This window comes from Mesorhizobium sp. WSM4847, from assembly GCF_055811335.1.
The window spans coordinates 66,488-84,738 of the sequence record NZ_JBVVPY010000015.1; the positions used below are offsets into that span (position 1 = coordinate 66,488).

An 18,251-nucleotide genomic window follows, 5' to 3' on the forward strand; every position below is an offset into this window, starting at 1 on the left:
ACGGTTGAGCGCTGCGGAAGTGAAGAACCTGCCCCAGAACCTACCATCGGGGGCTTCGGATATGGCGCACATCGTTCTGACTTTCGACAACAACAAGCTTGCCAGCGCCCTTTATGGCCAGTTCGACGAGAATCTGGCCAGGCTCGAGCAGAAGCTTGGCGTCGATATCCGCTCGCGCGGCAACCAGTTGACCATCAAGGGCTCCGCCTCGGCCGCCGAGCAGGCGCGCCGCGCCCTGGATAATCTCTACGGCATTCTCCAGAAAGGCGCTGACATCGGCCAGTCGGACGTCGACGGCGCCGTGCGCATGGCGATCGCCGCCGACGACCAGCTGACGCTGCCGACGCTGGAGCGCAAGGGCAAGGTGTCAGCCGCCCAGATATCGACGCGCAAGAAGACGATCTATGCCCGCTCGCTCAACCAGGACGCCTATATGCGCGCGCTGGAGCGGTCCGAGCTCGTCTTCGGCATCGGCCCGGCTGGCACTGGAAAAACCTTCCTGGCGGTGGCGCATGCGGCGATGCTGCTCGAACGTGGCATGGTCGAGCGCATCGTGCTGTCGCGGCCTGCCGTCGAGGCCGGCGAGCGGCTCGGCTTCCTGCCCGGCGACATGAAGGAGAAGGTCGATCCCTATCTGCGGCCGCTCTATGACGCGCTTTACGAGATGATGCCGGCCGACAAGGTGGAGCGGGCGATTGCCGCCGAGGTGATCGAGATCGCGCCGCTGGCCTTCATGCGCGGCCGCACGCTGGCGCACTCCGCCGTCATCCTCGACGAGGCGCAGAACACCACGCCGATGCAGATGAAGATGTTCCTGACCCGTCTCGGCGAGAATTCGCGCATGATCGTCACCGGCGATCCGACCCAGATCGACCTGCCGCAAAACACCAAATCCGGTCTGGTCGAGGCGCTCAGGATCCTCGACGGCGTCACCGGCATGGTGACGGTGCGCTTCAACGAAGGCGACGTCGTCAGGCATCCGCTGGTCGCCGAGATCGTCAAGGCCTACGACCGCGACGGCAAGCTGGCCCGGGGCCTGGGCGCCGAAGGCTGAAGATGCAGCCTTATGGCTGAGGACAAAAAATCTGTAGGCGGGGATCTTCCGGTCCCCGTCGACATCGATATAGCAGTCGAAGCGGGCGACTGGCCCGATGAGGCCGCGCTGACGCGGCTGGTCGATCGCGCCGTTGCCGCCGCGTTTGCCGAAACCGGCGCGGCCGGCCGTTCCGAGCTCAGCATCGTTTTTTCTGACGATGCCCACATCCGCAGTCTCAATGCGGGATGGCGCGGCAAGGACAAACCGACCAACGTCCTGTCTTTCCCGGCTTTTCCGCTCGCCAAGGGCCGTCCGCTGCCGCCCATGCTCGGCGACATTGTGCTGGCCGCCGAGACGGTCGCGCGGGAAGCCGCACTGGAAGACAAGCCTGTCGACAACCATATCACCCATCTCGTCATCCATGGCCTGCTGCATTTGCTGGGCTACGATCACGAGACCGACGCCGAGGCCGAAGAAATGGAAGCCGTCGAACGCGCAGCACTTGCAAGGCTTGCCATTCCCGATCCCTACGCGTAACTAAAAAGATCAAATGACCGGACGACGATGAACGACAAACCAGAGACTGCCGCCCACCCAGACGCCGGCAGTGCGACCAAGCCATCCGAACAGACGGAAGAGGACTCTAGTCCGAGTACCACGACCGGCAGCTTCGCCAGCGAGCCATCGCCTGCCGGTCCTTCCCTGTTCGATCGCGTGCTCGGCCTGTTCAGGCAGCGCAACGGCACCAGCCTGCGCGAGGAGATCGCCGACGCGCTTGCCGAAACGGCGAGCGATGCCGGCGCCTTTTCGCCCGGCGAACGGGCCATGCTCAACAACATTCTGCGCCTGCGCGAGGTTCGCGTCGAGGATGTCATGGTGCCGCGCGCCGACATCGAGGCGGTCGAGATCACGACGAACCTGGGCGATCTTCTGGGACTGTTCGAGCAGTCCGGCCATTCCCGCATGCCGGTCTATTCGGAGACGCTCGACGACCCGCGTGGCATGGTCCACATCCGCGACGTGCTCGCTCACATCACCAAGCTGGCCCGCGTCAGAAAGAGCAGGACGACCAGGAAAGCCGCCCCTGCCACGCTTCTCGATCTCGCCAAGGTCGATCTCACGCGCACCATCGGCGACCTGACCCTGATCCGCCCGGTGCTTTTCGTGCCGCCGTCGATGCTCGCCTCCGACCTGATGGGGCGCATGCAGGCGATGCGCACCCAGATGGCGCTGGTCATCGACGAATATGGCGGCACCGATGGTCTGGTCTCGCTCGAGGATATCGTCGAGATGGTGGTCGGCGACATCGAGGACGAGCACGACGAGGACGAGCCGATGATCACCCAGACCGGCGAGGGCGTGTTCGTCGTCGACGGCAAGGCCGAGATCGACGATGTCGCCAAGATGATCGGCGAGGATTTTGCCGCCGGCGAGCATGGCGAATATGTCGACACGATCGGCGGCATGATCTTCAACACGCTTGGCCGGGTCCCTGCACGCGGCGAAGTGGTGCAGGCCATCCCCGGCTTCGAATTCCATGTGCTCGACGCCGATCCACGCCGCGTCAAGCGTGTGCGCATCGTGGAGACCCAGAAAAGCGAGCGCCGGCGGCGCGCCGTCCGCGCCGAGCAGGCTTGAAAGACGCCGCTCGCCCGATGATGGTCGACGATCCGTTCAAGCGCTCAACCTTGGGCTCCAGCATATTCTACAGGAATCCGCGCGCCGCCTTGATCTGGCTTGAAAAGGCTTTCGGCTTCGAGCCGAGCATGGTGGTCAGCGACGCTGATGACAGGCTCGTCCATTCCGAGATGCGGTTCGGTGACGGCTATATGATCGTCGATTCCGAATGGGCCGACCATGTAGCCAGTCCCGCGTCGGTCGCCGGCAAGAACACGCAGTCGGTTTATGTGCGCCTCAAGGACGGCCTACGGCGGGAGCCGAGATCGTCCAGGAGCCGGCTGACCAGTTTTACGGTGAACGGCAGTACAGGGCGTGCGATCCTGAAGGTCACGTCTGGACATTTTCCCAGACCGTACGCGTTGTTCCATGCGAGGAGGCTGAACGGCTGGGCGATCTGCAGATTGAAGGCTGGCACCGACTAGAATCCTCGGGCTGAATGTCAGCAATGGGTGGGAAGCGGTCTCGAACTACATGGTTTGCGAACCAATTCGGACGCTGTCCTGAGTACTAGGAGAATGTCTGATGTCGTGGAAACTCGATGAGACCGTGGAAACATCCGCGGGCGCTGTGGCAGCGGGTCAATTTGGTAGTGGACCCGCGCTTGTGCTGGCTCACGGCTGGCCGTGGTCTTCGTTCTCATGGCATCGGATTATTCCAGATCTTGCAAGGCGGTATCGTGTCCACTGGTACGATATGCCCGGATACGGGCGATCCGACAAACGCGCGGAGCAGCGCACCTCACTCGATGTGCAAGGAGAAGTATTCGCCGAGATGCTCGCGCATTGGGACCTTGAGCAGCCCACCGTTGTTGCCCATGATTTCGGCGGAGCGACGACGCTACGGGCGCATTTGCTGCATGGCTGCGACTTCGAGCGGTATGTCCTGATGAATGTCGTCGCCATGCGCCCTTGGGGATCGGAGTTCTTCGATCATGTCGGTCGCCATGTGGATGCCTTTCTGGGCCTGCCGCCGCATATCCACAGAGCGCTCGTGGAAGCATATATCAAGGGGGCGATCGTAAATGACATCGCGCCCGGAGATTTCGAGAAACTTGTCGAGCCGTGGCTTGTCGAGGAGGGACGAGGAAGCTTCTATCGGCAATTCGCGCAAGCCGACGAAAAATATACCGCCGAAGTCGAGCCGGCGTTCGGTGATATCAGGTGTCCGGTAAAGATAATTTGGGGCAAGGACGATCCATGGATCCCGCTGGAGCGAGGCAAAGCGCTTCATACGCTGATCCCGCAGGCATCGTTCGAAACATTACCTGGCGTCGGTCACTTGCCTCAGCTCGAAGCCCCCGATCTCGTGCTGGAGCGGCTGAACGCATTTCTATCACGCGCATTATAGTGATACACCGGCACGTGCGGTCTGCGCGACAATTCACATGCGACACTTATCTTGCCGGCGTCAGTCGCCCCACCTATCCAGCAGACCTAATCCGGCAGTCTGGCTGAAGCATGGCCGTTTGGAGCGTGGACTGCGGCCTGATAAATCTTCTGCCGTGATTCGCACGACTCGGAAGCATCGATGAAGCGCCTGGCCGGCCGGATAATTCTGCTGTGGGGCTGGCGCCGCGCGCTTGTGGCGTTTCTTGCCGGTGCGCTGGCGGTTCTTGCCCAGGCGCCTTATGATTTCTTCGCCGTCTGTTTCGTTTCGTTTCCGCTGCTGGTCTGGCTCCTCGACGGCGCAACCGGCGAAGCCTCCGATGGCTGGTTCCGGCATTTGCGGCCGGCCTTCGCCGTCGGCTGGTGGTTCGGCTTCGGCTATTTTCTCGCCGGATTGTGGTGGATCGGCTCAGCACTCCTAGTCGAGGCCGACAGTTTCGCCTGGGCGCTTCCCTTCGCAGTGGTCGGAATTCCGCTGGCGCTCGCCTTTTTCTATGGCTTCGCGACAGCGGTTGCCCGGCTGCTGTGGAGCAACGACATCGGCCGCATCGCCGCCCTTGCCTTCGGCTTCGGCTTGGCGGAATGGCTGCGCGACTTTCTGTTCACCGGCTTTCCCTGGAATGCCGTCGGCTACGCGGCGATGCCGGTGCCCTTGCTTATGCAGAGCGTGTCGGTGACCGGCATGGTCGGCATCAACGCGCTGGCGGTCTTCGTCTTTGCCTTGCCGGCCCTGCTTGCGGCGCGCCGGCATATCCGCCTTGGGGGTGCACTGGCTGCCGTTCTCGTCGCGGCCCATGTCGGCTTCGGCTATGTCAGGCTTGCTGCCAAGGTCGAACCCGCAACCCGCGCAATCGACGTCCGCATCGTGCAGCCGGCCGTCGACCTCAGCGAAAAGTGGGACCCTTCAGTGCCCGACCGGATTTTCGCTACACTGATGGGGCTTTCGGCCAAGGCGCCAGAGACTGGTCATGCCAAGCCGCAATTGATCCTGTGGCCGGAAACCTCCGTGCCGTTTTTTTTCGCCGAACGTCCCGATGCGCTGACCGCGCTGGGAGAGATGCTTGGCGACGGCCAGACGCTGATCGCCGGCGTCGTCCGGGAGGAAGGCGGGTCGGCGGATGATGCCGACAGGCGGTACTACAATTCGGTGGTGGCGATCGACGACAAGGGTCAAATCGCCGATGCAGTCGACAAGGTTCATCTGGTGCCCTTTGGCGAATATCTCCCTTTTGCCGACCTGCTTGGCCGCTTGGGGCTCAAACAACTCGTCGCCGGGCCGACAACCTACGCGGCGGGCAATGAGCGGCACCCGATCGCGTTGCCCGGCGGCATCCGCGTGCTTCCGTTCATTTGCTACGAAGTCATCTTTCCCGATCTGGTGGCGGTTGACGCAACGTCAGCTGAGCTTATTGTGAATGTCACGAACGACGCGTGGTTCGGTGACACGCCGGGTCCGTACCAGCATTTCAGGCAGGCGCAGATTCGTGCGGTGGAGAACGGGGTGCCATTGTTGCGTGCAGCCAATAACGGCATTTCCGCTGTCGTCGATCCGCGCGGACACATCCTCGACGCGCTGGCGATCGACGCCCGCGGAGCCATCGATGTCCACGTGCCGATTTCCAATCGAGCCATCGTTTCTTCCAGCCAAAGACGCATTAATGGACTGATGATCATGTTGCTGTTCGCTCTCGCCGCTTTCACAATGAATGTAAGGCAACGGCTACGGGCGAATTGACAGTCGACACATTAGAAACTCATACTGTAACCGCCTGAAATTTCTCGAAGTCAGCACGTCGGTTCTGTTGGGGCACTGGCCGCCGGCTTCGTTTTGGGCAGAAAAAACACAAAAAGCCGGAAAAATTCGGCGAGGAAAAAATGGCAGAAGAAAACAAGAAGAAGCCGAATCCTATCGACATCCATGTCGGAAGTCGCATCAGGCTTCGTCGCAATATGTTGGGAATGAGCCAGGAAAAGCTGGGCGAGAACCTCGGTATAACGTTTCAGCAGATACAGAAATACGAAAAGGGTACCAATCGCGTTGGCGCCAGCCGTTTGCAGGCAATCGCCTCGATACTGGGTGTGCCTGTCGCTTTCTTTTTCGAGGACGCGCCGGGCCAGGAGGCCGTGGGCAACCGCGGATTTGCCGAGGATGCATCAATGGCTTCTGCCGTCGAATTCTGCGGCAGTCCTGAAGGTCTTCAACTCAACCGGGCCTTCGTCAAGATCACCGACGTGAAGATACGCCGCAAGGTTATCGAGCTTGTGAAGGCCCTTTCCTCCGACGCAGTCGATTGATTACGCAGATTGGTCTGGGTCGATTGATTGGGTAGCGGTTGAAAAGTCGAAGATAGCGAAGTCGTCATTGCGGGCAGGCAATTTCTTGCGATCTCGCGCATCGTGGAATTTACATCCCGCAGGCGTGCAGGAGGGCGGATCGATTTTGCTCGACAGCCATGCTCAAAGTCTTTCTCCATCAACGTGTTGAAGCTAAAGCACGTGCTGGAGCCAAGCAGGCTGGCGGCCGCCTGCCGGCGGTCAAAGTGGTACAAGATAATGGTGCCCACCGCTTGACGAGCGCTGCTCGACACAGCTAACACGTGGCGCGCCAATCGGCAGCGTGCCGATGATTTTTCAAGAGGGGACACCCGTGACGCGGCAAAACTATCTATTCACCTCGGAATCCGTTGCCGAGGGTCATCCCGACAAGGTCTGCGACCGTATCTCCGACGAGATCGTCGATCTGGTCTATCGCGAGGCCAGAAAGACCGGCATGGACCCCTGGAAGGTCCGCGTCGCCTGCGAAACGCTGGCAACCACGAATCGCGTCGTCATCGCCGGCGAGGTGCGCGTCCCCGAGACCCTGCTCAAGAAGGACAAGGCCGGCAACATCCTGATGGATGCCGCCGGTCATCCGCTCGTCAATCCGGCCAAGTTCAAGTCGGCCGCCCGCAAGGCGATCCGCGAAATCGGCTATGAACAGGCCGGTTTCCACTGGAAGACGGCAAAGATCGAGGTTCTGCTGCATGGCCAGTCGCCGGATATCGGCCAGGGCGTCGACAATGCCTCCGACCGGCAAGGCGAGGAAGGGGCCGGCGACCAGGGCATCATGTTCGGCTATGCCTGCCGCGAGACCCCGGATCTGATGCCGGCGCCGATCTACTACAGCCACAAGATCCTCGAACTGCTGGCCGCCGCGCGCCATGAAGGCAACGGCGATGCCGGCCGGCTCGGGCCGGACGCCAAGAGCCAGGTCACCGTCCGCTATATCGACGGCAAGGCGGCGGAAGTGACGCAAATCGTGTTGTCCACCCAGCACCTCGACGCCAGCTGGGATTCGAAGAAGGTCCGCAACGTCGTCGAACCCTATATTCGCGAGGCGCTGGGCGACCTGAAGATCGCCGACAGCTGCAACTGGTACATCAACCCGACAGGCAAGTTCGTCATCGGCGGGCCCGACGGCGACGCCGGCCTGACCGGGCGCAAGATCATCGTCGACACTTACGGCGGTGCTGCGCCTCATGGCGGCGGGGCTTTTTCCGGCAAGGACACCACCAAGGTCGATCGTTCCGCGGCCTATGCGGCCCGCTACCTCGCCAAGAACGTGGTGGCGGCGAAGCTCGCCGATCGCTGCACCATCCAGCTTTCCTACGCCATAGGCGTGGCCCAGCCGCTGTCGGTCTATGTCGACCTGCACGGCACCGGCAGGGTCGATGAGGCAAAGCTCGAGCAGGCGCTGCGCACCGTGATGGATCTGTCGCCGTCCGGCATCCGCCGCCATCTCGATCTCAACAAGCCGATTTATGCCAAGACGTCGTCTTATGGTCATTTCGGCCGCAAGGCCGGCCGCGACGGGTCCTTCTCCTGGGAAAAGACCGACCTCGCCAAGGCTCTCAAGGACGCACTCGCCGAAGCGCCTGCCGAAGCAGTCGCGGCCTAGCCGCGGCGTCCATAGATCCGGAAGACATGGATCCGAAAGACCGGCCAAGCCGTGCGACCGAAGCATTTTTCGGTCGCCGGCGCGGCAAGGCCATCCGTCCGCAGCAGGCAGCGGCACTGGAAAGCGGTTTCAGCACCTACCGGCTTGATCTGACGGCCGGACCGCCGGCCGACTTGCACAGCCTGTTCGAAGCCGATGTCCGCGCCATTCATCTCGAAATTGGTTTTGGTGGCGGCGAGCACCTGCTGCATCGGGCGACGGCGGCTCCTGAGACCGGTTTTGTCGGCGTCGAGCCTTTCGTCAACGGCATGGCCAAGATGATGATGGCGGTCAGGGAACGGCCGCTTGCCAATCTTCGGGTCTATGACGACGACGCCACGCGCCTGCTCGACTGGCTCCCGCAAGCCTCGCTCGGCGGCATCGACCTTCTCTATCCCGATCCCTGGCCGAAGAAGAAACACTGGAAGCGCCGCTTCGTCAGTCCGGTCAATCTCGACCGTTTCGCGCGCGTGCTGAAGTCAGGCGGAACATTCCGCTTTGCGTCCGATATCGATAGCTATGTGAACTGGACGCTGCTGCACTGCCGGGCACATGAAGCGTTTGCGTGGCAGGCTGAAGAGGCAGCCGACTGGCAGCGGCCTTATAAGGGTTGGCCGGGTACACGCTACGAGGCGAAGGCCGTTCGCGAAGGCCGGCGGCCAGCCTACCTCACCTTCGTCCGAAGATAGTCCTATTCAAAGCGCGCCTAGGCGCGCTTTGACGTCGATGAGGACCAGAGATGTCCTCGTCCATGCGTCGCCGGACTTAGACTTAGAAGCGGCCGATCTTGTTGAAGGCGGCCGGATCCATGCCGAGATTGCGCAGATCGCGTGCGCGCGGCTTGCGGCCGGCTTCGACGGCGTGCGAAGCGGCGACGGCGCTGCCGAAGACGGTGAAGAAATCGCCGATGGCCGAGAAAACCTTGCGGTTGGTCATGATTATGCCCTTTCGCCTGCTGCAATGCGTGATTGATTTTGTGCAACGCAGCATAGATAGGCGCGTACTGCCTGATATCACAGGGACGTTGGCGCATGGCCGCCATGCGCCCTGTGCAACGCTGCCGCCCCCAACAGTTTCGTCCACCCTGCATGCGGACAATTCATCTGCTTACCGACACGGACTGCATGCGGACTTGAAACGACGGCTGCGATCGTCTATATCAGGCTCAAATTCTTGGTCGGTATGGCGAAGAGTGGGTCCACCCGGTCCCGCTCTTTTTTGTTACCTTCCGGCCGCCGACGAAGCGACAGGAATAGAATGACGGCAACGGTACCCGACAGCGACGACCGCATCATCCGCGAAAGCGGCATCGATGCGCGCATCGCGCTGATCGTGCAGCCGGTTCTGCGTGCCATTGGCTTCCGCCTTGTCAGGGTGCATCTGACGGGCCAGAACGGACTGACGCTGCAGATCATGGCCGAACGCGAGGACGGCACCATGACCGTCGAGGATTGCGAAGAGGTCAGCCGGGCGGTGTCGCCGGCGCTCGATGTCGATGATCCGATCGAAAAGGCGTATCATCTCGAAGTGTCGTCGCCGGGGATCGACCGGCCGCTGGTCCGAAAGTCGGATTTCGCGACCTGGACGGGTCATCTGGTGAAGATGGAAACCTCGGTCCTCGTCGCCGACCGCAAGCGCTTCAAGGGCAAGATCGCCGAGAGCGACGCGGACGGCGTGCTGATCGAGCGCGACAAGGCGGCCTATGGCGAACAGCCGACGGTGCGTGTGCCCTACGATTCGATTGCCGAAGCACGGCTGATCCTGACCGACGACCTTATCCGCGACGCACTGTCGAAGGACAACAGGGCGCGCAAGGAAGCCAAGAAGCGCCGCGGCGAGCCCGAAGACGCGCCAGAGAGCGTAGAAGCGGGCGTAGAAGATGAAACCGAACAGGAAATGTGATTGGGCTGCCGGGCGCAAAGGCTCGGCAACAAGCTCGGGAGAAAAAAGATGGTTGTAAGCGCAAACAGGCTCGAACTGCTGCAGATCGCCGATGCGGTCGCGCGTGAGAAGTCGATCGACAAGTCGATCGTCATCGCCGCCATGGCCGATGCGATCCAGAAGGCGGCGCGCTCGCGCTATGGCCAGGAAACCAACATCCGTGCCGACATCAATCCGAATACCGGCGAGATGAAGCTGCAGCGGCTGATGGAAGTGGTGGAGAAGGTCGACGACTATGCGACGCAGATCGCCATATCCTCGGCGCGTGAGCGCAATCCCGACGCCCAGCTCGGCGACTTCATTGCCGAACAGCTGCCGCCGATGGATTTCGGCCGCATCGCCGCCCAGTCGGCCAAGCAGGTCATCGTGCAGAAGGTGCGCGAGGCCGAGCGTGACCGCCAGTACGACGAGTACAAGGACCGTATCGGCGAGATCGTCAACGGTACTGTCAAACGCGTCGAATACGGCAACGTCATCGTCGATCTCGGCCGCGGTGAGGCGATAATCCGTCGCGACGAGCTGATCCCGCGCGAAAATTACAAATATGGCGATCGCGTCCGCGCCTATGTCTATGACGTGCGCCGCGAGCAGCGCGGTCCGCAGATATTCCTGTCGCGCACCCATCCGCAGTTCATGGCGAAGCTGTTCACCATGGAAGTGCCGGAAATCTACGACGGCATTATCGAGATCAAGTCGGTCGCCCGCGATCCGGGTTCGCGCGCCAAGATCGCCGTCATCTCGCGTGACAGTTCCATCGATCCGGTCGGCGCCTGTGTCGGCATGCGCGGCAGCCGCGTTCAGGCGGTGGTCGGCGAATTGCAGGGCGAGAAGATCGACATCATTCCGTGGTCGCCTTCGGCCGCTTCCTTCATCGTCAACGCGCTGCAGCCGGCGGAAGTCGCCAAGGTCGTGCTCGACGAGGACGCCGAACGCATCGAGGTCGTGGTGCCGGACGACCAGCTGTCGCTGGCCATCGGCCGCCGCGGCCAGAACGTCCGGCTCGCCTCGCAGCTCACCGGCTGGGATATCGACATCCTGACCGAGCAGGAAGAGAGCGAGCGACGCCAGAAGGAGTTCGTCGAACGCTCGGCTCTGTTCATGGATGCGCTCAACGTCGACGAGATGGTCGGCCAGGTGCTCGCCTCCGAAGGCTTCACCAGCGTCGAGGAAGTCGCCTATGTCGATGCCGACGAGATCGCGTCGATCGATGGCTTCGACGAGGACACCGCCTCGGAAATCCAGGCTCGCGCCCGCGAATATCTGGAGAAGATCGAAGCCGAGCATGACGAGAAGCGTAAGGCGCTCGGCGTCAAGGACGAGTTGCGTGAGATTCCAGGCGTGACCACCGCCATGATGGTGACGCTCGGCGAGGATGGCGTGAAGACGATCGAGGATTTCGCCGGCTATGCAGCCGATGATCTGACCGGCTGGAAGGAACGCAAGGACGGCGAGACGAAGGTATTCCCGGGCGTGCTCGCCAATCACGGCGTGTCGCGGGCCGATGCTGAACAGATGGTTCTGGCTGCTCGCCTCAAGGCCGGCTGGATCACCGAAGACGAGCTTGCAGCCGAAGACGTGCCGGCTGACGAAGCCGTTGGTGCGTGAGGTGAAACCGCATCGCACACAAGCCGCCCTTGGACGAGATGAACGATCGCACTTGCATCGTCACGCGCAAACAGGCCGAACCGGATGAACTGATCCGTTTCGTCGTCGGCCCGGATTCGGCCGTCGTTCTGGATATCAAGAAAAACCTGCCCGGACGCGGTTGCTGGGTGACTGCCGACCGCCTACATATCGACAAGGCGGCAGCGAAAAACCTGTTCGCTCGCGCCTTCAAGGCGCAGGTGACCGTGCCGACCGATCTCGGCGACATGGTCGACGGGCTGCTTTCCAGATACGCTCTGGGCATGCTCGGTCTTGCCCGCAAGGCAGGCGCGATCGCGCTCGGCGCCACCAAGGTCGAGAGCGCGGTGCGTGGCGGGCTGGCGCTTTTCGTGTTGCATGCGACCGAGGCGTCAGATGACGGCGTCCGCAAGATCAGCCAGGCGCGACGGGCAACCGTCCACCTCGGTGGCCCCGCCATCCTTGCCTACAAACTTTTCTCCGAGGCCGAGTTGAGCTTGGCATTGGGGGGTACAAATGTGATACATGCTGCCGTTCTCGCGGGAGACGCGGGCAGGGCGGTCCAGAAGCGCATGGTTGCGCTCGACCGGTATCGGGGCGGTTCCCCGGACGATCTGGCAATGCTTGCGGCCGTTGCTGACGAAGATGATGCCGCAGAGGATATGGAATGAGCGATACGAAATCGGGCGACGACAAGACGTTGAGTGTTACGCCGAAGAAGACTTTGACGCTGAAGCGCCCCGGTACGGAACAGGGCACCGTGCGCCAGAGCTTCTCGCATGGCCGCACCAAGGCGGTCGTGGTCGAGACCAAGAAGCGCAAGTTCTCGCTGCCCGGTGACAAGCCGGAGCCGGCTGCTGCCCCTGTGTCCGTCTTCACGCCGAAGCCACCGGTCGCGGCAGCGCCGGTTGTGCAGGAAGCGCCCAAGGCGCCGCCGCCTCCGCCGCCGGTCGAACGTGGCGGCATGGTGCTGAACCAATTGTCGCGCGATGAAATGGAGGCGCGCCGCCGGGCTCTTGAGGGTTCGAAGGTGCGCGACGTCGAGGATCGCCAGCGCGCCATCGACGAGGCCAAGCGCCGCGCCGAGGATGAAGAGCGCCGCCGTCGCGAGCGCGAGGAATCCGCGCGCCGCCAAGCCGAGGAAGAAGCCCGGCTGCAGGCCGAGGCCGAGTCCCGCCGGCGTGCCGAGGAAGAGGCGCGCCGCCGCGCGCCGCTGACCGCCGAACTGGCGACAGTCGACGACGAGGACATCAAGCCGAAGCGGACCGGCGCCGGCGCCCCGGTGCGCCGTCCGGTCACGCCGGAAGTGGCGCGTCCGGCCAAGCCGACCAAGGGCGAGGAAGATCGCCGCCGCGGCAAGCTGACGCTGAATGCCGCACTTTCCGATGAGGATGCGCGTGCGCGTTCGCTGTCGTCGATGCGTCGGCGTCAGGAGAAATTCAAGCGCGCGCTGCATAACGAACCGCGCGAGAAAGTCATGCGCGAAGTGATACTTCCCGAAACCATCACCATCCAGGAACTGGCGCAGCGCATGTCCGAGCGCGCCGTCGATGTGGTCAAGTTCTTCATGAAACAGGGCCAGATCCTGAAGCCGGGCGACGTCATCGACGCCGACACGGCCGAACTGGTCGCTACCGAATTCGGCCACACGGTTCGCCGCGTCGCCGAGTCCGACATCGAGGAAGGCCTCTTCAACATCGCCGATCGTCCCGAGGATCTCGAGCCGCGTCCGCCGGTGGTGACCATCATGGGCCATGTCGATCACGGCAAGACGTCGCTGCTCGATGCCATCCGCAATGCCAATGTTGTGTCCGGCGAGGCCGGCGGCATCACCCAGCATATCGGCGCCTATCAGGTCGAGAAGAACGGTAACAAGATCACCTTCATCGACACGCCTGGCCACGCCGCCTTCACGGCGATGCGCGCCCGTGGCGCTCAGGCGACCGACATCGCCATCCTGGTAGTGGCGGCCGACGACAGCGTGATGCCGCAGACGATCGAATCGATCAGCCATGCCAAGGCGGCCGGCGTTCCGATCATCGTGGCGATCAACAAGATCGACAAGCATGACGCCGACCCGCAGAAGGTGCGCTCGGAACTGCTGCGCCACGAAGTCTTCGTCGAATCGATGGGCGGCGAGGTGCTGGACGTCGAAGTGTCGGCGACCAAGGGCACCAATCTCGACAAGCTGCTCGAAGCGATCCTGCTGCAGGCCGAAATCCTCGACCTGAAGGCCAATCCGGACCGCACCGCCGAGGGCGTCGTCATCGAAGCTCAGCTCGACAAGGGCCGCGGCCCCGTCGCCACGGTGCTGGTCCAGACCGGCACGCTGATGCCTGGCGACATCCTCGTTGCCGGTAACGAATGGGGCCGGGTGCGCGCGCTGGTCAACGACCGTGGCGGGCAGATCAAGGAAGCGCCGCCGGCGATGCCCGTGGAAGTGCTCGGTCTGCAGGGAACGCCGCAGGCCGGCGACCGCTTCGCCGTCGTCAACAACGAGGCCCGCGCCCGCGAGATCACCGAATATCGCCAGCGTCTGGCGCGTGAGAAGGCGGTGGCCAAGCATGCCGGCCAGCGTGGTTCGCTCGAACAGATGATGTCGCAACTGCAGACGAGCGGGCTGAAGGAATTCCCGCTGGTCATCAAGGGCGACGTGCAGGGCTCGATCGAGGCGATCAGCGCAGCGCTGGACAAGCTCGGCACCGACGAGGTGCGTGCGCGCATCGTTCATGCGGGCGCCGGCGGCATCACCGAAAGCGATGTCTCGCTGGCGGAAACCTCGGGCGCCGCAATCATCGGCTTCAACGTTCGCGCCAATGTGCAGGCGCGTGCGGCGGCTGCGGCCGCAGGCATCGAGATCCGCTATTACTCGATCATCTACAACCTCGTGGATGACGTGAAGGCGGCGCTGTCCGGCCTGCTGTCGCCGGAGCGTCGCGAGACCTTCATCGGCAATGCCGAGATCCTCGAGATCTTCGACATCACCAAGGTCGGCAAGATCGCCGGCTGCCGTGTCACCGAAGGCAAGGTCGAGCGCGGTGCGGGCGTTCGCCTGATCCGCGACAACGTCGTCATCCACGAAGGCACGCTGAAGACGCTGAAGCGCTTCAAGGACGAAGTTGCGGAGGTTCCGGGTGGCCAGGAATGCGGCATGGCCTTCCAGAACTACGAAGACATGCGCGTCGGCGACGTCATCGAGTGCTTCCGCGTCGAGATGGTGACCAGGACGCTCTGAGTTCGAGCAACTTGAGTTCGAGCATTTACAGACCGGGCGGTGGTCGAAAGGCTGCCGCCTAAACCATGATCCCGAAAAGTGGTATCCGGGTTCGGAGAAGATCATGGTCAACAAAAAATAGAGCCTGATCCATTCCGATTTCTATCGGGATGGATCAGGCTTTAAAGCATATGAGACATGCGGCGCGGTCCCATCCCGTGCCTCACGATTTCAGGATAGAGAAAAATGCCCCGTTCAACCACGTCAGGTCCATCCCAGCGCATGCTTCGCGTCGGCGAGCAGGTGCGGCATGCGCTGTCGGAAAGCTTGCAACGTGGCGAGATCCTCGATCCGCTGATCGAGAATTCGGTGGTTTCGGTCTCGGAGGTGCGCATGTCGCCCGATCTGAAGATCGCCACCGCTTTCGTCTCGCCGCTTGGCGCCAGTGATGCCGATGCGGTGGTCGAGGCGCTCAACAAGCATGCGAAATTCGTGCGCGGCCGCGTTTCCGGCGCGCTCCGGCAGATGAAGTACATGCCGGAATTCCGCTTCCGGCTCGACACCAGCTACGACAATTTCCAGAAGATCAACGAATTGTTGCACTCGCCCGAAGTGGCGCGCGATCTCGGCCCAGACGCCCAGATCGGCGACCAGAACAAAGACAACGACAAGGACGAAAAATAGTGGCGCGTCGCGGCAAGAAGAAGGGTCGGCCGATCTCCGGCTGGCTGGTGCTGGACAAACCCGTCGGCATGGGTTCGACCGAAGCCGTCTCCAAGATCAAATGGCTGTTCCAGGCGGAAAAGGCCGGCCATGCCGGCACGCTCGACCCGCTCGCTTCCGGCATGCTGCCGATCGCGCTCGGCGAAGCGACCAAGACCGTCCCCTATGTCCAGGATGGCGCCAAGGTCTACCGCTTCACGGTTGCCTGGGGTGAGGAGCGTTCGACCGATGACCTCGAAGGGCCGGTGACGAAAAGCTCCGAGCAGCGTCCGGCTGAAGCCGATGTGCTTTTGCTGATGCCGAAATACACCGGCGTCATCATGCAGACACCGCCGCAATTTTCGGCCATCAAGATCGCAGGCGAGCGCGCCTATGATCTTGCCCGCGACGGCGCGACGGTCGACATTCCGGCGCGGGAAGTCGAGATCGGCCGCCTCGACCTGATCGAGCACAGTGCTGAGAGCACCATTTTCGAGGTCGAATGCGGCAAGGGCACCTATGTCCGCTCGCTGGCCCGCGACATGGGCCGCGATCTCGGCTGTTTCGGTCACATCGCCGAACTGCGCCGGATCGAGGTCGAGCCGTTCACGCAGGAAGACTTCGTCACCATCGCCGAGCTGGAAGCCGCCCGCTTCGGCGAACAGCCCGATGAGGGTTCGGATTCAGCGGACACGGTGCCGGTCGACTTCGACGCCATCGACGCGTTTCTGGTCGACACGTCAGCCGCGCTCGACTGCCTGCCGCAGATCGCGATCAGCGACGACGCGGCAACAAAAATCCGCCTCGGCAACCCGGTCATCATCCGTGGCCGCGACGCGCCGGTGGAAGCCGAGGAAGCCTGCGCCACGGCGCGCGGCAAGCTGGTCGCCATCGGCGCCATCGAGCAAGGCATGTTCAAGCCGAAGCGGGTCTTTGCCGGCTGAGCCCCCTCGTCTAATCTCGATCAGAGGCACATTCGAGGGGCACATGGCAAAGGCCGAGACGATCAGGAAGCGGGCGCCGGTGACAGCACGGCGGCCACCGATCGGCGCATCACCAGGCACACTGATCGCCGACCCTGCGGCGCGGCGCAGCGAACTGCGACTGACACTGATGTCGCCCGACAAATTCGAGACAATCGAAGATGCCAGCATCAACGACCTGAATGCTCATTGCAACGCATGGCCGGTCATCTGGCTCGATTGCACCGGTCTCGCCAACATCCCGCTGATCGAGGAGATCGGCCGGATTTTCAGCCTGCATCCGCTGGCGCTGGAAGACGTCGTCAACACCGGCCAGCGGCCGAAGGTGGACTTCTTCGAGGACCATGCCTTCGTCGTCGTCAGGATGATCGACGACGTCACCGCGCATCGTTACGAGCAGATCGCGGTCTTCTTCGGCAGGAACTTCGTCGTCACCTTCCAGGAGCGCGAAGGCGATCCGTTCGATCCCGTGCGCAAGCGCATCGAAAGCTCGATGCCCAACCGGCTGCGCTCACGCGGCGCCGACTATCTCGCCTATGCGCTGATCGACGCCATCGTCGACAGTTATTTCCCGCCGATCGAGACCGCCGGCGACTTGGTCGACAGCATCGAGGACCAGATGCTGCGCGCGGCGGACAAGCACCAGATGCGGCGGCTTCACGAGTTGCGGCGCGACGCCAACGTGCAGAAGGGGGTGCTTTGGCCGATGCGCGACGCGCTGGCGACGCTGATCCGCAACGACGTGCCCTACGTCAAGCCCGAGACCAAGATCTTCCTGAACGACACGCTCGATCACTCGCTTCGGCTCATCGAACTGGTCGAAACCCAGCGCGACATGCTGACCGGTCTGATCGAGATGCATCTGTCGCTTAGTCAGGCACGCACCAGCGACGTCATCAGCTATCTGACGATCGTCTCGGTGATCTTCATCCCGCTCACCTTTCTCGCTGGCGTGTGGGGCATGAACTTTGATCCCGAAGCCTCTCCATGGAACATGCCGGAGCTGAAGGCCCAATACGGCTATCCGGCAGCGCTGGTGTTCATGGCCGTTGTCGCGCTCGGGCTTGTCGCCTTCTTCAGATGGAAGAAGTGGCTTTAGCCGAGGCGAAATCTTCGTTTGTGCAGCAAAAAGCCGGCTTGTGAATTGGGCTGGTGTTTTTGCCTGAATTGCCCTATATGCGCCGCAGCATCGTGCAATGCCACGTTGCTTGTACCGGCCCCTGCTGGACGACATCCCGGCCGAGGGCGTCCCGTTTCCTCAAACAGATAAGGAAAAACACGATGTCGATTACTGCCGAGCGCAAGAAGGAATTGATGGGTGAATTCGCAACCGCCAAGGGCGATACCGGGTCTCCGGAAGTCCAGGTGGCCATCCTTTCCGAGCGCATCAAGAACCTGACCGACCATTTCAAGGACCACAAGAAGGATAACCATTCCCGCCGTGGTCTGCTCGCTCTCGTCTCCCAGCGCCGCAGCCTGCTTGATTATCTCAAGCGCAAGGACGACGCGCGCTATCAGACGCTGATCGAGAAGCTCGGTCTGCGCCGTTGACGAATTGACCGGCGGGTTCTTTCGAGAGCCCGCCGGTCGCGCATTGGAGCAGTCCATTGCTCCAATGAAGGAAGTAGAGCGCCGCGCTTCGATTTGGACGCGCACATGGGACGCTCTGAAACTTTGAATTTGCGCAAGGCATTTCCGAGAGCCGCGGTTT

At 62.3% G+C, this 18,251-nt stretch carries 17 protein-coding genes and 1 pseudogene; 17 read left to right on the forward strand and 1 reads right to left on the reverse strand.

What is annotated here, in order from left to right; genetic code table 11:
• The first annotated feature begins 61 nt into the window (after positions 1-61).
• From AC0L28_RS21650 to trmB, 9 genes and pseudogenes are all read left to right on the forward strand, one after another.
• The gene (locus AC0L28_RS21650; protein ID WP_287305617.1) at positions 62-1,054 is read left to right on the forward strand and encodes a PhoH family protein; all 993 of its coding nucleotides are present in this window, start codon (positions 62-64) and stop codon (positions 1,052-1,054) included.
• Positions 1,055-1,066: 12 nt separating this feature from the next.
• Positions 1,067-1,573 (forward strand): rRNA maturation RNase YbeY, encoded by a 507-nt coding sequence (gene ybeY, locus AC0L28_RS21655; protein ID WP_091600007.1) that lies wholly within the window; start codon positions 1,067-1,069, stop codon positions 1,571-1,573.
• A 27-nt stretch (positions 1,574-1,600) separates the two neighbouring features.
• Complete coding sequence (locus AC0L28_RS21660; protein WP_023802107.1) at positions 1,601-2,674, forward strand: hemolysin family protein; 1,074 nt, start codon at positions 1,601-1,603, stop codon at positions 2,672-2,674.
• Positions 2,675-2,691: 17 nt separating this feature from the next.
• Positions 2,692-3,152 (forward strand): annotated as a pseudogene (locus tag AC0L28_RS21665) (VOC family protein).
• Positions 3,153-3,238: 86 nt separating this feature from the next.
• The gene (locus tag AC0L28_RS21670) at positions 3,239-4,063 is read left to right on the forward strand and encodes an alpha/beta fold hydrolase (protein WP_287258259.1); all 825 of its coding nucleotides are present in this window, start codon (positions 3,239-3,241) and stop codon (positions 4,061-4,063) included.
• Positions 4,064-4,243: 180 nt separating this feature from the next.
• Positions 4,244-5,836, forward strand: coding sequence for an apolipoprotein N-acyltransferase (lnt, locus tag AC0L28_RS21675; RefSeq protein ID WP_287258261.1), 1,593 nt, complete (start codon positions 4,244-4,246; stop codon positions 5,834-5,836).
• A gap of 140 nt (positions 5,837-5,976) precedes the next feature.
• Positions 5,977-6,396: a helix-turn-helix domain-containing protein gene (locus AC0L28_RS21680; RefSeq protein ID WP_023802110.1), complete on the forward strand. Its 420-nt coding sequence runs from the start codon at positions 5,977-5,979 to the stop codon at positions 6,394-6,396.
• Between the two features lie 328 nt (positions 6,397-6,724).
• Positions 6,725-8,038 (forward strand): methionine adenosyltransferase, encoded by a 1,314-nt coding sequence (gene metK, locus AC0L28_RS21685; protein ID WP_210163894.1) that lies wholly within the window; start codon positions 6,725-6,727, stop codon positions 8,036-8,038.
• Between the two features lie 26 nt (positions 8,039-8,064).
• Positions 8,065-8,766, forward strand: coding sequence for a tRNA (guanosine(46)-N7)-methyltransferase TrmB (trmB, locus tag AC0L28_RS21690; RefSeq protein WP_128185407.1), 702 nt, complete (start codon positions 8,065-8,067; stop codon positions 8,764-8,766).
• Positions 8,767-8,848: 82 nt separating this feature from the next.
• Here the strand turns inward: trmB and AC0L28_RS21695 are convergent, their stop codons facing one another.
• Complete coding sequence (locus tag AC0L28_RS21695) at positions 8,849-9,013, reverse strand: hypothetical protein (RefSeq protein WP_095517012.1); 165 nt, start codon at positions 9,011-9,013, stop codon at positions 8,849-8,851.
• A gap of 321 nt (positions 9,014-9,334) precedes the next feature.
• On the opposite strand from AC0L28_RS21695, the gene rimP reads away from it, so the two are divergent.
• The 8 genes from rimP (at position 9,335) to rpsO (ending at position 18,091) form a co-directional block, all read left to right on the forward strand.
• Entirely contained in the window at positions 9,335-9,979 is a 645-nt protein-coding gene (gene rimP, locus AC0L28_RS21700) for a ribosome maturation factor RimP (RefSeq protein WP_128174033.1), read from the forward strand.
• Positions 9,980-10,027: 48 nt separating this feature from the next.
• Positions 10,028-11,623: a transcription termination factor NusA gene (nusA, locus tag AC0L28_RS21705; RefSeq protein WP_023802116.1), complete on the forward strand. Its 1,596-nt coding sequence runs from the start codon at positions 10,028-10,030 to the stop codon at positions 11,621-11,623.
• 38 nt (positions 11,624-11,661) lie between these two features.
• On the forward strand, positions 11,662-12,312 hold the full coding sequence (locus AC0L28_RS21710; protein WP_473480083.1) for an RNA-binding protein: 651 nt from the start codon (positions 11,662-11,664) through the stop codon (positions 12,310-12,312).
• Entirely contained in the window at positions 12,309-14,876 is a 2,568-nt protein-coding gene (infB, locus tag AC0L28_RS21715) for a translation initiation factor IF-2 (RefSeq protein WP_023802118.1), read from the forward strand. Before AC0L28_RS21710 ends, infB begins: the two co-directional genes overlap by 4 nt.
• 225 nt (positions 14,877-15,101) lie before the next feature.
• Positions 15,102-15,539, forward strand: a complete 438-nt coding sequence (gene rbfA / locus AC0L28_RS21720; protein WP_287258262.1) for a 30S ribosome-binding factor RbfA — start codon at positions 15,102-15,104, stop codon at positions 15,537-15,539.
• Positions 15,539-16,501 (forward strand): tRNA pseudouridine(55) synthase TruB, encoded by a 963-nt coding sequence (gene truB, locus AC0L28_RS21725; RefSeq protein ID WP_473480085.1) that lies wholly within the window; start codon positions 15,539-15,541, stop codon positions 16,499-16,501. The genes rbfA and truB overlap by 1 nt, the downstream gene beginning before the upstream one ends.
• Before the next feature lie 43 nt (positions 16,502-16,544).
• The gene (gene corA / locus AC0L28_RS21730; protein WP_473480087.1) at positions 16,545-17,639 is read left to right on the forward strand and encodes a magnesium/cobalt transporter CorA; all 1,095 of its coding nucleotides are present in this window, start codon (positions 16,545-16,547) and stop codon (positions 17,637-17,639) included.
• Between the two features lie 77 nt (positions 17,640-17,716).
• The gene (gene rpsO, locus AC0L28_RS21735; RefSeq protein ID WP_274609416.1) at positions 17,717-18,091 is read left to right on the forward strand and encodes a 30S ribosomal protein S15; all 375 of its coding nucleotides are present in this window, start codon (positions 17,717-17,719) and stop codon (positions 18,089-18,091) included.
• The last annotated feature ends 160 nt before the right edge of the window (positions 18,092-18,251 follow it).